General features: G+C 69.4%; 12 protein-coding genes. 7 read left to right on the top strand and 5 right to left on the bottom strand.

Going from position 1 to position 13062, the window contains the following annotated elements; all coding sequences use genetic code 11:
- Nucleotides 1-31 precede the first annotated feature (31 nt).
- A complete protein-coding gene (prmB, locus tag EER27_RS05210) occupies nt 32-970 on the bottom strand; it encodes a 50S ribosomal protein L3 N(5)-glutamine methyltransferase (protein ID WP_123086962.1) in 939 nt (312 codons plus the stop codon).
- A gap of 81 nt (nt 971-1051) precedes the next feature.
- A complete protein-coding gene (locus EER27_RS05205) occupies nt 1052-2101 on the bottom strand; it encodes a sphingomyelin phosphodiesterase (RefSeq protein ID WP_190285655.1) in 1050 nt (349 codons plus the stop codon).
- Between the two features lie 308 nt (nt 2102-2409).
- On the opposite strand from EER27_RS05205, the gene EER27_RS05200 reads away from it, so the two are divergent.
- Both EER27_RS05200 and asd read left to right on the top strand, forming a co-directional pair.
- Nucleotides 2410-3060 carry an SCO family protein gene (locus tag EER27_RS05200; RefSeq protein ID WP_123086960.1) on the top strand — a complete coding sequence of 217 codons (651 nt, stop codon included), beginning with the start codon at nt 2410-2412 and terminating at the stop codon, nt 3058-3060.
- Between the two features lie 88 nt (nt 3061-3148).
- A complete protein-coding gene (asd, locus tag EER27_RS05195; RefSeq protein ID WP_123086959.1) occupies nt 3149-3991 on the top strand; it encodes an archaetidylserine decarboxylase in 843 nt (280 codons plus the stop codon).
- A 357-nt stretch (nt 3992-4348) separates the two neighbouring features.
- Here asd and EER27_RS05190 read toward each other — a convergent pair whose 3' ends face one another.
- The 3 genes from EER27_RS05190 to EER27_RS05180 all read right to left on the bottom strand — a co-directional run bounded on the left by EER27_RS05190 (nt 4349) and on the right by EER27_RS05180 (nt 7861).
- Complete coding sequence (locus tag EER27_RS05190) at nt 4349-5041, bottom strand: lysoplasmalogenase (RefSeq protein ID WP_123086958.1); 693 nt, start codon at nt 5039-5041, stop codon at nt 4349-4351.
- Between the two features lie 124 nt (nt 5042-5165).
- Nucleotides 5166-6344, bottom strand: coding sequence for a M50 family metallopeptidase (locus tag EER27_RS05185; protein WP_123086957.1), 1179 nt, complete (start codon nt 6342-6344; stop codon nt 5166-5168).
- Nucleotides 6344-7861 carry a transglycosylase SLT domain-containing protein gene (locus EER27_RS05180; RefSeq protein WP_123086956.1) on the bottom strand — a complete coding sequence of 506 codons (1518 nt, stop codon included), beginning with the start codon at nt 7859-7861 and terminating at the stop codon, nt 6344-6346. Before EER27_RS05180 ends, EER27_RS05185 begins: the two co-directional genes overlap by 1 nt.
- A 114-nt stretch (nt 7862-7975) precedes the next feature.
- Here EER27_RS05180 and EER27_RS05175 point away from each other — a divergent pair, with 114 nt between their 5' ends.
- From EER27_RS05175 to EER27_RS05155, 5 genes are all read left to right on the top strand, one after another.
- On the top strand, nt 7976-9517 hold the full coding sequence (locus EER27_RS05175; protein WP_123086955.1) for a helicase HerA-like domain-containing protein: 1542 nt from the start codon (nt 7976-7978) through the stop codon (nt 9515-9517).
- Nucleotides 9518-9638: 121 nt separating this feature from the next.
- Nucleotides 9639-10184, top strand: coding sequence for a copper resistance protein NlpE N-terminal domain-containing protein (locus tag EER27_RS05170; RefSeq protein ID WP_123086954.1), 546 nt, complete (start codon nt 9639-9641; stop codon nt 10182-10184).
- A gap of 203 nt (nt 10185-10387) precedes the next feature.
- Nucleotides 10388-11674 carry a tetratricopeptide repeat protein gene (locus EER27_RS05165; protein ID WP_123086953.1) on the top strand — a complete coding sequence of 429 codons (1287 nt, stop codon included), beginning with the start codon at nt 10388-10390 and terminating at the stop codon, nt 11672-11674.
- Entirely contained in the window at nt 11674-12183 is a 510-nt protein-coding gene (gene greB, locus EER27_RS05160) for a transcription elongation factor GreB (RefSeq protein ID WP_123086952.1), read from the top strand. Before EER27_RS05165 ends, greB begins: the two co-directional genes overlap by 1 nt.
- Before the next feature lie 144 nt (nt 12184-12327).
- A complete protein-coding gene (locus EER27_RS05155) occupies nt 12328-12885 on the top strand; it encodes a hypothetical protein (protein WP_123086951.1) in 558 nt (185 codons plus the stop codon).
- The last annotated feature ends 177 nt before the right edge of the window (nt 12886-13062 follow it).

Raw genomic sequence — 13062 nt, 5'->3', positions numbered from 1 at the left:
CACCCGCCCTGCGGTGCGCAGGGCGCTCAATTCAGCGTGCGTTGGCCAGCTCGCGGATGCGCGCGGCGTGCTCGACCAGGTCGGCGCGCTCGACGACGAAGATGCCCATCTGGCCCACCTTGAACTCGACCCAGGCCAGCGGGAGTTCGGGCAGCAGTTCGACCAGCGCGCGCTCGGCCTCACCGACCTCGCAGATCAGCAGGCCTTCCTCGCTGAGGTGATCGGGCGCGTCGCGCAGGATCTTCAGCGCCAGGTCCAGCCCATCGTCGCCGGCGCGCAGGCCCAGCTCGGGCTCGTGCGCGTATTCCGCCGGCAGCGCGTCGGTCTCGTCGTTGGTGACGTACGGCGGGTTGGTCACGATCAGGTCGTAGACCTCGCCCTGCAGCTGCTGGAACAGGTCCGACTTGCGCAGGGTGACGTTGTCGGCGTGCAGCCGCGTCTTGTTCTCGGCAGCCAGCGCCAGGGCGTCGTCGTTGATGTCGACGCCGTCCACCTGCCAATCCGGGTGGTAGTGCGCGGTGGCGATGGCGATGCAGCCCGAGCCGGTGCACAGGTCGAGCGCACGGTGCACCTGACGGCCGCCGAGCCAGGGCTCGAAGCCCGACTCGATGAGCTCGGCGATCGGCGAGCGCGGCACCAGCGCGCGCGGGTCGCTCTTGAAGCTCAGGCCGGCGAACCAGGCCTCGCCGGTGAGGTAGGCGGCCGGGATGCGTTCGTTGATGCGACGGTCGAACAACGCCAGCACCTTTTGCTTTTCGTCCGTGGTGACGCGCGAGTTGCCGTACACCGGGCTCAGGTCGTGCGGCATGTGCAGCGCGTGCAGCACCAGCTGGGTCGCCTCGTCGAGCGCGTTGTCGTAGCTGTGCCCGAAGGTCAGCCCGGCCGCGCCGAAGCGACTGCCGCCGTGGCGGATCAGGTCGACGATGGTGAGCTGTTCGAAGGTTACGGAAGGATCGGTTTGGGCAGACACGGCAATTCCAGCGCGGAGCGAGGCGGCGATTATAGGGAATCTCCCGCAATCGCCGCCCGCAAAAACCGCAGGCGACTTGCCTCAGCGGTCGTAGCGGAACGTGGCGACGACCGGGTAATGGTCGGACAGTTCGCTGTGGTAGCCGTCGTGCCAGACGCGGCCCTCGGGGAGGTCCCACCAGCCGCGCATCCACAACCAGTACCAGCTGTCGGCCGATTTCAGCGCGATCACCCGCTGCTGCGCCGGTTCGACCGGCGCCAGGTGGTCGTGCCGCCAGAGGACGTAGTCCAGCGTCTGGTCGTAGTCCAGGCTGAACCCGCCGTAGTAGGCGTTGGCCTTGGTCAGCCAGTTGTGCCGGGCCGAGAAGCTGCGGAACGGCTCGCTGGCCGGGTAATCCAGGTCGGTGGCGCTGGTGTCGAGCATCTCCACCACGTCGTCGCCGCGCCCGTACTCGACGTTGAGGTCGCCGGCGATGATCACCGGCTCGCTGCGGGCGATGCCGAAGCCATCGATCCAGTCGTGCATCTCGCGCAGCTGCGCCATGCGCACGGCGTGGTCGGGGCGATCGTCCGCACCGGGATCGAACACCATCGTCTGGCTGGCCTGCAGGTGCGTGCCGATGATGTGGTAGTCGCTGCCGCCCTTGCGCAAGCGCACGTAGGCCGCGCCCTTGTTGGACAGGTAATCCCAGCTGCCGTACCGGCTGGCGCGGTAGACCAGCGCGTGTTTCTCCAGGATCGGCCACCGGCTCAGCACCACCACGCCACCGCGGACCACGGTGATCGCGTTGGAGCAGGCGCCGCTGATCGAGTTCCAACCGTCGCCGCTGCAGCGGTATCCGACGGTGCCGGTGCGGTACGGGTACAGGTCCTGCAGGTCGACCAGCCTGGCGTAGGCCTCGTTGGTGAAGACTTCCTGCAGCACCAGCACGTCGGGCGTCTCGGCCAGGCCGCGGATCGCCGCGGGCAGGCGGTTGCGACGGTTGGCCTGGTCCCAGTCCTGGGTGGGCAGCTGCATGATGTTGTAGCTCATGACGGTCAGGTCAGGGCGGGCCGCGAAGGCCGCCAGCGGCAGGCTGCACACGGCCAGCAGCAGCATGGTGAACAACGTGCGGAGTCGAACGATCGGCATGGTGGACGTCCTGTCTTGGGTGGACCCGGTGGCTGGCAGCCGCCCGGGCTGTCGCGCCCCGGGTCGGCATCGGCCCGGACATCGCGGACGGCTTCGTGCTGCTGTGGGCATCAAACGCCCGACGTGCCGGCGGACTCCCCGAGCGGAAACTCCCCCGAGCCGCCGCCACCGTCGCGTCGACACGCGTGGTGGATGACCGACACCCTCCTCGCCGGCCTTGACCGTACGGTGACGCATCCGCTTCACCGCGGTGACTGTCAGATGTTCAGTGACCGCTATCATGGCGGGGCCCAAGCACCGGACCTGCCATGTTCAATCGCACCACTGTGATCATCCTGATCATCGCGCTCGCCGCCGGCCTCGGCCTTTGGGCAGGGCAATCCCGTTTCGCCGCCACGTCAGGCAAGAAGCCGCTGCCGCAGACCCAGGCCGTCCGCCTGTTCGAGCCGCCGCGCGAACTGCCCGCGTTCAACCTGCGCCAGTCCGACGGCACCGCGCTGGTGCCGGGCGAACTCAAGGGCCACTGGACGTTGGTGTTCCTGGGCTTCACTTACTGCCCGGACGTCTGCCCCACCACGCTGACCGAACTGTCCGGCGCGCAGAAGCAGTGGGCGAGCATCCCCGAGGCCGTGCGCCCGCGCGTGCTGTTCGTGTCGGTCGATCCCGAGCGCGACACGCCCGACCGCATCGGCGAGTACGCGCATGCCTTCCACCGCGACACCCTGGCCGCAACGGCCGACCTGCCGGCACTGGAGGCGTTCACGCGCTCGTTGAGCCTGGTGTTCGCCAAGGCGCCGGCCCCCGAAGGCATGCCCGCCGATCAGTACACGATGGACCACAGCGCGACGATGGCGGTGCTCGATCCGCAGGGCCGCATGGCCGGCGTGCTGCAGCCGCCGCTGGACCCCAAGGCGATCGCGGCCGACCTGGCCAAGCTGACCGCCACCACGGCGCCGTGACGCCGGCCCGGGCGCCGGCAGCCGCCGTCGCCCGGCCCTCGGCCTCACTCCCCCATTCCCCGCGCCGCCGCAATCAAGAGCCCCATCGATGAGCCTGATCACCACCCTCACCTACCTGCTGCCGCACCGTGCGATGTCGGCGGCCGCACGCGCGCTGGCGTATTCGACCCGTCCTCGCATCAAACAGTGGTTGATCGACACCGTCACGCGGAAGTTCGGCGTCAACCTGGCCGAGGCCGCCGAGCCCGATCCGCGCGCCTACGCCAGCTTCAATGCGTTCTTCACCCGCGCCCTCAAGCCCGGCGCCCGCGTGCCCGATCCGGACCCGCGCGTGCTGCTGATGCCGGCCGACGGGCGCATCAGCCAATGCGGCGCGATCGAAAACGGCCGCATCTTCCAGGCCAAGGGGCAGTCGTTCACCGCCGCCGAACTGCTTGGCGACGCCGATGCCGCGATGCCGTTCCAGCACGGCCTGTTTGCCACCGTGTACCTGTCGCCCAAGGACTACCACCGCGTGCACATGCCGTGGGCGGGTCGTCTGCGCGAGACCGTGCACGTGCCGGGTCGCCTTTTCAGCGTCGGCCCGGATGCGGTGCGCAACGTGCCGCGCCTGTTCGCGCGCAATGAGCGGCTGGTGTGCCACTTCGACACCGACTTCGGGCCGATGGCGATGGTGATGGTGGGCGCGCTGCTGGTGTCCGGTGTGGAAACCGTGTGGAGTGGCGTCGAGATCCCGCGCTACGGCGACGCGATCACCGTGAAGGACTTCCGCGGCGCGGACATCGCACTGGACCGTTTCGACGAGATGGCGCGCTTCAACTACGGCTCGACGGTGATCGTGCTGCTGCCGCCGGGCGTGACCGAGCTGACGCCGGAACTCGACGCCGAGATCGCCGTGCGGCTTGGCGAGCCGCTGGCCCGGCGGGTCTGATCGGGCAATGCGGCCCTGACGCGTCGTTTCGACGCGTCGCCCCGCCAGGGTTGCCGTCCCGAACGGAGCGTGGGCTACCGACCCCATGCATCGACGTAGGATGGGTTGAGCGCAGCGATACCCATCAACCGGGATCCAGGCGGGAGCGAAGGCAGCCCTCCTGGCGAATGCCGATTCTGCCAGGCCGATCCGCCCCGCCCTCGGGATTGCAGCTGACACCTTGGCCGCCATCGCGTGCGATGGGTATCGCTTCGCTCAACCCATCCTACGAGGCTGCCGTCCGAGGGTTGCCGTAACGCGGCGCACCCGCGCGAGACAACCATTGGCGGCAGGCGCCGCCCGTGGTGCGTCAGGGCACTAGTCGCGCGTGGCCGAGCGCGCGATCAGCCATTGCGCCGACCAGTACGTGGCCAGCACCACCACGATCCCGGCCGGGAACGGCTGGACGAACCGATCGAAGGCCAACGTGGCGTCCGACGCCACGAACAGCAACCCGCCGACGGCCGCCTGTGTGGCCGGACGATCGCGGTGCTGCCACCACATCGATGCGGCCAGCGCGGCCATCGCCGCCAGCACCAGCACGTACACCACCACCGGCGGTCGCAGTGGCCCCGGCAGGTGCGGCCACAGCACCGAAAGCACCGATCCACCGAGCAAGGCATAGGCCAGCCAGGGCCAGCGCACCGCGAATGCGCGCGCACGACCACCGAACGCCACCAGGTACGCGATGTGCGCACACAGGAAGCTGCCGAGGCCAAACACGAACAGGTCGGGCTTTCCGGGCCCGCCAGGCAGCATCAGCAGCGCGTCGCCCAGCGTCGACAACAGCAGGCCGACCAGCACCGCGCGCCGATAGCGCACGGTGATCGGCGCGGCGCCCAGCAGCATCGCCACGATCAACAACGTCGCCAGCGGCTTGCACACGTAATGCAGCCAACGCTGGTCGGGCAGCAGCGCGCCGACGATCGCCAGCGCGGCGACAACGAGGATCGCCAGGCCCCAGCGACGGCGGGCAGGCGCGATGGTGTGGAGGCTGGGCTGGGACGACATCGAAACTCCTTGCTCGACGATGAAAGAGGCGCGCGGTGCACGTCAACGCGTGGTGCACCTTAGTCGGTGCGCGGGCCAGCAGCCACGTTGCCGCGAACCGCAGGACTCCGCCAACACGGATGCGTCACTGTGCAGGCAGGACGGCCCGCACCGCCGCGCGCAGGCGCTTTTCGCTGCGTCGCAGGGACAGGTCGACGGAGTTGTCCGCCATCCGCCGCGATCGCTCGAGCGCGCGCTCGCACCCGGCGACATCGCCGGCAAGGGCGGCCTTCAATGCCTGCAGTCGCGGTGGCAGGTGCGGCAGTTCCCACAGCTCGCCCTTGCCGCGCGGCAGGGTTTCCAACGGTTGGGGGCAGCGCGACAGCATCGCCGCCGAGAACGCCAGTTCGACGCGCAGCGCCATCGAGGCGCCGTCGAGCAGTTCGCGCATCGCCGGGGGCATGGCCGCCTCGTTGCGCTCGATCTGCGGGGCGAGTGCGACCGCCGCGGCCCAATCGCCGCGATTCTGCGCCGCCTTCAGCCGCAACCAGTCGTGGAACAACGGCATCGGCGCCGGCTGCCGACCCAACGCAGCCAGTTCGTGTTCGGGCAGTTGGTCGGCGGTGACGCCGTGCACACTGCGCGCGTTCAACAAGGCGAATTCGTCGCCGGGCACCGACAGGCGACCGCCCCGCATCAGCTGCCACGCCATCAGCCCGTCGTTGGGCCGCGGCTTTGCCGTGGGGACCAGTGCCGATATCGCCGTCTGCAGATTCATCAGGGCAAACAGGTTCAGCAGCACCGAGAACGCGCCGTCGCTGGCGCCGGCCCACACGCCGCAGACCAGCATCGCCACGAGATTCGCCCCGGCCCCGGCCAGCAGCAGCGCCACCCACTCGCGCTCGGTGGTCACGCCGGGTTTCGGGTGGACCACCACGTAGCCGTCCCAGCCCTCGCCGCGCGGGAGTACCCGCATGCGCACGCCAACCCGGCGCGGTTGCAGAGTCCACCGCGCGATGCGCACCTGCAGCGGCCGCAGGCCCAGTGCACGCGCGACCAGCCAGTGCCCGAATTCGTGCACGGCAACCACGGCCACGTACACAGGTCCAATCGCGACGAGCCCCGCCATCACCAAGCCCGGCGAGGTACCCGACAAGGCGCGCAAGTACCACACCATCAGCAGCAGATACGCCGGCCACCCAAGCAGCCAATGCAGCGCGCTGCAGGCTTTTGCCACCAGCGATGGCTGGCGCGGCGACACGGAGGCGCCAACCGTGGCGGCGCCAACCGCGTCGGCGCCTGCCGGCTCCGCGGGTTCGGTCATCAGCCCTTGCAGCCTTCCAGCTTCAGCACCTGGCCGGGGCGGATGGCGTAGCGCGGACCGCGGATAGCGTTCGCACTGGCCAGCGTGTCGACATCGCACTGGAACTTGCCTGCGATGGAGTACAGCGTCTCGCCGCGCTGCACCGGGTAGTCACGCGGTGCCTGCGTCGCGACAGCCGCCGGGGCCGGAGGCGCAGTCACCGGCATCAGCGGGCCGGCGCTGACCACCGCATTGCGCGCGTCGCTGAGCACCAGGGTGCGGGCCAGGTCGGCGCGGGCACCGCTGACGCAATGGCGGTTGTAGAGCCCTGCCATCCGGGCGGTGACCTGGAGCGTGGTACCGGCCGGGATGAACTGGTCGGCCTCGTAACGCGGGTTGAGGTTGCGCAGCGCGCGCATGTAGCCGTCGCGCGTGCCGCCGTTGCCCAGGCAGATGGTCAGCTCGTAGATTGACGCGGCACGCGCGAGGCGCAGCGTGGCCGGGCGCGCATCGACGCTGGGAAACACCAGGCCGTACTCCTTGGGGTGCAGGTACAACCAGGCCGCGGCGATCACCATCGGCACGTAGTCCTTGGTCTCTGCCGGGAACTGGTTGTAGACATCGGTATCCCAGAAGCTGCGCCCACCGCTGGCGCGGAACACGCGCAGTGCCCGCCCTTCACCACCGTTGTAGGCGGCCAGCGACATCTCGATGTCGTTGTTGAGCTCGGCGAAGCGTTCGTTGAGGTAGCTTGCGGCGGCGTCGGCCGAGGCGCGCGGGTCGTATCGCGTGTCGAAACCGGTGCCGTCCGGGCCAAGGCCGAAGCGGCGCCCGGTGGCCGGCATGAACTGCAGCGGGCCGGTAGCGCCCACGCGCGAGCCGGCGTGCACGCGACCGTTGGACTCCTTGGCCATGATCCCGAACAGCAGCGCCTCGGGCAGGCCGTTGCGCTGGAACGATGGCGACATCAGGTGTCGCATGTACTGGTAGTTTTCGTGGCTGGTGATCAGCGCCACGCGCATGTCGGTAAGCCAACGGCGAATGCCGGCCTGCACCGCCGGATTGTTCTGCACCAGGCGCACCAGGCGTTGGCCGTCCGCGCTCAACAGCGATGCCGCGCTCGCGCTTTGCGGAACCCCGTCGGCCGACGTGTCCGGCGGTTCGTCGGCCAGGGACGTATCGGTGTCGCCATCGCCGGCGGCGTCGGCGTTGGCCTTCAGCAGGCGCTTGTAGGCGGCCAGCATGGTGCCGACCGAACACCCCCGCTGCTTGCCGCACTCGACGATCACGTCCTCGATGTCCTCCAGTGCGGCGTTGCTCTGGGCGATGCCTTCGGGATCGGCATTGCCGATCTTCACGATCGACTCGCGGTACTTCGTTTCGGCCGCCTGCACGCGTTGGTTGAGGGCATCGACGGCCTGCTGGTCGCGGCGCGACAGTGCGCTTGCATCGAACGACAGACCGGCCAGCAGAAGACCCGCGACGGGAGCGATCGCGACAACCAGCGCGGCCGTGGAAGAGCGGACAGACAAGGGCATGGACGGCAACTGCAGCGAAGTGGCTTGGCAGGGTAGCCCCGTGGCGCTGAACCGGGCAAGCCGATGCCGCCGTCGTTCGCGCATAGAATCGCCCGTCACCCAACGGAAGCCACCATGGACTCCAACGCGTCCGTCGTCCCCGCCAACACCATCCTGGTGGGCAAATCGATCACCACGCCCGACGGCGGCCCGGTGCTGCTGCACGGCAAGCTTGGCAACCGCCATGGCCTGATCGCCGGCGCCACCGGCACCGGCAAGACGGTCACCCTGATGACGCTGGCGGAGGGATTTTCGCGAATGGGCGTGCCGGTGTTCCTGGCCGACGTGAAAGGCGATGTCGCCGGCCTGGCAGTGGCCGGCACCGCCAGCGAGAAGCTGCAGGAGCGCGTCGCCCAGATCGGCATCGCGGACTGGTCGCCGCAGGCCAGCCCGACCGTGTTCTGGGACCTCTTCGGAAAGTCCGGTCATCCGATCCGCACCACGGTCAGCGAGATCGGCCCGACGCTGCTTTCGCGCATCCTCGAACTCAACGACACCCAATCGGGCGTGCTCGACATCGTGTTCAAGCTTGCCGACGACCGCGGCCTGCTGCTGCTCGACCTGGAAGACCTGCGTGCCCTGCTCGGCCTGGTGGCCGACGAGCGCAAGGACATCTCCACCTCCTACGGCCTGGTCAGCACGCAGTCGATCGGCGCGATCCAGCGCGCGCTGCTGCGCCTGGAGTCCGATGGCGGCGAGATGTTCTTCGGCGAGCCCGCGCTCGAGCTGGCCGACCTCATGCGCACCACCACCGACGGCCGCGGCGTGGTCAACGTGCTGGCCGCCGAATCGTTGATCCTCAAGCCCCGGCTGTATTCGAGCTTCCTGCTGTGGCTGCTGTCGGAACTGTTCGAGCAGCTGCCCGAGGTGGGCGATCTCGACAAGCCCAAGCTGGTGTTCGTGTTCGACGAGGCCCACCTGCTGTTCGACGATGCGCCGCCCGCGTTGCGCCAGCGCGTCGAGCAGGTGGTGCGCATCATCCGCTCCAAGGGTGTGGGCGTGTACTTCTGTTCGCAGTTCCCCGACGACGTGCCCGACGACATCCTCGGCCAGCTCGGCAACCGCGTGCAGCACGCGCTGCGTGCGTTCACGCCGCGTGACCAGAAGGCCGTGCGCACCGCGGCGCAGACCTTCGTGGCCAATCCGGACCTGGATGTCGCCGAAACGATCTCCCGGCTTGGCACCGGCGAGGCACTGGTGTCGACGCTGCAGGACAAGGGCGTGCCGATGCCCGTCGAACACACGCTGATCGCGCCACCGCGCTGCCGCATGGGCGCGATCACCGAGGCCGAGCGTGCGCAGGTGCGCGCCGGCAGCCCGGTCGGCGGCAAGTACGACCAGCGCGTCGACCGCGATTCCGCGGCCGAGATGCTGGCCAACAAGGCCACCGCCGCTGCCGAACAGGCCAAGGCACCGCCAGCGCGAACCCGCGAACAGGACGACGCCGAGCCCGGTGGATTCGGGCAGTCGGTCAAGGATGCGGTGTTCGGCACGGGCCGCCGTCAGGGCATGGTCGAAACCATGGCCAAGCAGACCGCCCGAACCGTGGGAAGCCAGATCGGTCGACAGATCCTGCGCGGCCTGCTCGGTGGCCTCTTTGGCGGCAAGCGCCGCTGATCGACCCCCTCCGTCGACCCGCCTCAGTCGTCCCGCATCCGTCGTCGCCCACCCCGCTTCGCTGTCCGATCTCCGTCGTCCTACACTTCGCCACCCGCCACCCATCAAGGAGTCGCACCCGATGAAGAAGTTCTCGACCCAGCACACCCTGCTCGCCCTGGCCTGCGTCGGCGCCCTCGCGCTGTCCGCCTGCAAGCCCGAAGCCCCGGAAGCCACGCCGAAGGCGATGCCGGAAATCGCGCCGGTTGCCACCGACGTCACCCCGATGCCCGAGTCCGCCCCGGCTTTCGACCAGAAGGGCTTCGCCGGCACGTTCAAGGGCAGCCTGCCGGCCGCCGACGGCACCAACGTCGACACCACCATCGAGCTCATGGCCGATGGCATGTACGTGATCAATGAAATGGTGGGCAAGGCCGCCCCGAAGAAGATGGACGGCAGCTGGACCGCTGAAGAGAACGGCAGCCGCATCCGCCTGGACCCGAACACCAAGGCCGAGGACGACCGCCTGTACGCGATCACCTCCAAGGACCAGCTCGACCCGCTCGGCGTCGATGGCAAGCCGGTGGCTGGCGCCATGGCGGGCTCGCTCAAGCGCGAAGGCGCCGCCACGATGGCTGCCCCGACCGACGCCCCGGCCAGCACCGAAGCGCCTGCCGCCGCGCACTGATCGCAGCGACACCGCGTTACATCAGGGGCGGCCCGTCACGACGGGCCGCCCTTTTTCATGCCGGTACCCGAGGCCGCCCCCTGATCCGCGTGCCACGCCGTCACGCGGTCTCCGCGGCGCCGACGAGACTGTGTGACGCACTGCCTTGCGAGGCGCGCGGCGATGCGGTTCTCTACTCCCCATCGCCTGCATCCGGTCGAACCATGCCCAACCCGCCCAGCCCGCCCGTCGTCGACCCATCGGTCTCGGCGCTTCCGAACGTGCTGCGCTATCCGCTGCAGGGCTCGGCGCTGCACGCCACGCTGGCGATGACCGCGGGCAACGTGCTCGCGTTGTTGCCGGGCGTGGGTTGGCTGATCGGCATCGTCACCTGGATTGCCGCCTTCCGCTACGCCTTCGAGATCCTGCGCGAAAGCGCCGACGGTCGCGACAAGCCGCCCGAAAACCTGCTCGGCAGCACCGACGGGGCCGCGTGGCGATTCCTTGCCGTGCTGGTGCTGGCCCAGTTGCTGGTGTGGTGGGTGTCGATCATTTTTGGTGTCCCGTCCTGGCTGTGCTGGCTGGTGCTGGTCGTATTGCAGCCGGGCATCACCATCGCGCTGGCGATAGACGACAGCCTGCTGCGCGCGCTGAACCCGAAAAACACGCTGGCCCTTTTCGAACGCATCGGCTCGCCCTTTGTCGCGACCTGGCTGCAGCTGTTCGCCATCCAGGCCGGTGCGATCCTGATCGGCCGCCTGCTGGTGCGTTGGTTGCCGTCGGTGCTGGGCGATGCGGCATTGGCGTTCGTGCTGGTGTGGGCCGTGTTCGCGGCGTTCCGGCTGACCGGCAGCCTGGTGTATCGCTTCCACGAGGCACTCGACCACGAGCCTGGCAGCCTGGGCAATGCACCGCTGGACCGGTTCGCAGAGGACCGTTCGCTGATCGAGGAGGCCCAGGACCTCGTGCGCGAAGGTCACCCCACCGCGGCGATCGCGCTGCTGCAGGAACAGGTCGACACCCGCGCGGTGTCCCTGCCGGTCCACCAGCACTTCCACGACCTGCTGCGCATGCAGACCGACCCCGCACGCTGGGAAGCCCACGCGCGGCAGTTCCTGCATCGTTTGCTGTCGGAAGGCGAACAGCAGCGCGCCCTCACTCTGCTGCGCGAGATGCGCGGCGGCGACCCGGACTTCGTCCCGGAACAGGCCGAGCAGGCCCTGCAGCTGGTGGCGTTCGCCCTGCAGGCCAACCAGCCGCGCCTGGCGATCGACACGTTGCTGGCGCTCATCCGCAGCCAGCCGCGCGCACCGGAGGCGGCGGTCTGGGCGCTCGATGCGGCAACGATGCTGGTCGATCGTTACCAGGAGCACGAGCATGCGCGCGAGGTGCTGCAGCAGGCGCGCCTGCGGTGCCAGGATGACGATCTGTCCGCACGACTCGACGCGGCATTGGCCAGCCTTCCGCCCGCGCCGCACCAGCCCTCCGCTCCGCCTGCGCAAACCCCCTGATGGGCCGCTGGCGACCACCGGCCGAACACAGCACCGCGCTGATCACGCGCGAGGGCCACGATCGGCTCAAGGCCGAGCTCGACGAGCTGTGGCGGGTCAAGCGACCAGAGGTCGTCAAGGCACTCGCCGCCGCCGCGGCCGAGGGCGACCGGTCGGAGAACGCCGAATACACCTATCGCAAGAAGCAGCTCGGCGAGATCGACCGGCGCGTGCGCTATCTCAGCAAACGCGTGCCCGCTCTCAAGGTGATCGAGACCGCCCCGTCCGACCCGCAGGCGGTGTTCTTCGGCGCGACGGTGGAAGTGGAAGACGCACGTTCCGGCGAAACGCAGCGCTATCGCATCGTCGGCCCGGACGAGACGGACGCGAAGCTGGGCTGGATCAGCATCGATTCGCCGTTGGCGCGGGCCATGCTGAAGAAGCGCCTCGACGACGAGTTCGAAGCGCAACTGCCCGGCGGCCCGGCGCGGTTCGTGATCGTCGACGTCGCCTATCCCGACCAGGCGTAACCGCTGGCGCCATGCGCGCCGCCCTCGAACGCGCCCCGTTCCGCACTGCCGACCGGCAACCGGCCTGCGGCAGCGCCCCATGCCAGGGGTTGCGGCGCGGCGTAGCATCGGTGTCCCGCCCTCGCGGTCAACCGGAGCCCCACCATGCACCGTGCGATCAGCAACGCCGCCCTCACTGCCGCGCTCGTCTGCCTGATGGCGCCGCTGCACGCCGGGGAGCCCGCCGCCACGGCCGGCACGCCGACGCCGCCCCCCCATCTGCTGGAGCGCTTCAAGGCGCTGGCCGGCGACTGGTCGGCGACCGGGCTGGATGGCAATTCGATTCCCAACGCGCATTTGCGCTACGAGGTCAGCGCCGCCGGCAATGCGGTGGTCGAGACCCAGTTTCCGGGCACACCCCACCAGATGACGACCGTGTTCACCCGCGATGGCGACGACGTGGTGCTGCACCACTTCTGCGCCAGCGGCAATCACCCGCGCATGCGCGCCAAGCCGGTCGGCGGCAACGATGTCGCATTCGCGTTCGACGGCGCCAGCAATTTCGACCCGACCCAGGCCGGCCACATGCACGACGCGACGTTCCAGTTCGTCGGCAGCGACGAACTGCGCGTGCATTGGCAGTTCTGGCAGGGCGGCAAGCCCAGTGCGGAGGTCGCCGACATGCACGTACGGCGCGTTGCCCCGACGCCCGCGGCAAACTGATCGCCCCCCGAACCGCCCGCTTCGGCGCGGCGGCGGCGATCAGCGTGCGGGTGTCGACGCTCGCGACCCGCCCTCGGCCGCGAGTGCCATCCGGACGGCGCGGTGCGGCGCGTTACCGGACGTCGTCGGACGTGCGTCGTCGGACGTGCGTCGTCGAACGTGCGTCGTCGGGCGCGG

Source organism: Montanilutibacter psychrotolerans (assembly GCF_003719825.1).
In the GTDB taxonomy this organism is placed as follows: Bacteria; Pseudomonadota; Gammaproteobacteria; order Xanthomonadales; family Xanthomonadaceae; genus Montanilutibacter; species Montanilutibacter psychrotolerans.
The sequence above is the reverse complement of the archived record's forward strand: the minus strand, read 5'-3'. Positions and strand labels throughout refer to the sequence as shown.

Excerpts from the sequence above, each read along its gene's own strand:
- EER27_RS05205 (WP_190285655.1), bottom strand. The coding sequence starts at position 2,101 with ATGCCGATCGTTCGACTCCGCACGTTGTTCACCATGCTGCTGCTGGCC.
- asd (WP_123086959.1), top strand. The coding sequence starts at position 3,149 with ATGAGCCTGATCACCACCCTCACCTACCTGCTGCCGCACCGTGCGATG.
- EER27_RS05200 (WP_123086960.1), top strand. The coding sequence starts at position 2,410 with ATGTTCAATCGCACCACTGTGATCATCCTGATCATCGCGCTCGCCGCC.
- EER27_RS05190 (WP_123086958.1), bottom strand. The coding sequence starts at position 5,041 with ATGTCGTCCCAGCCCAGCCTCCACACCATCGCGCCTGCCCGCCGTCGC.
- EER27_RS05180 (WP_123086956.1), bottom strand. The coding sequence starts at position 7,861 with ATGCCCTTGTCTGTCCGCTCTTCCACGGCCGCGCTGGTTGTCGCGATC.
- EER27_RS05155 (WP_123086951.1), top strand. The coding sequence starts at position 12,328 with ATGCACCGTGCGATCAGCAACGCCGCCCTCACTGCCGCGCTCGTCTGC.
- EER27_RS05185 (WP_123086957.1), bottom strand. The coding sequence starts at position 6,344 with ATGACCGAACCCGCGGAGCCGGCAGGCGCCGACGCGGTTGGCGCCGCC.
- EER27_RS05170 (WP_123086954.1), top strand. The coding sequence starts at position 9,639 with ATGAAGAAGTTCTCGACCCAGCACACCCTGCTCGCCCTGGCCTGCGTC.
- greB (WP_123086952.1), top strand. The coding sequence starts at position 11,674 with ATGGGCCGCTGGCGACCACCGGCCGAACACAGCACCGCGCTGATCACG.
- EER27_RS05175 (WP_123086955.1), top strand. The coding sequence starts at position 7,976 with ATGGACTCCAACGCGTCCGTCGTCCCCGCCAACACCATCCTGGTGGGC.
- EER27_RS05165 (WP_123086953.1), top strand. The coding sequence starts at position 10,388 with ATGCCCAACCCGCCCAGCCCGCCCGTCGTCGACCCATCGGTCTCGGCG.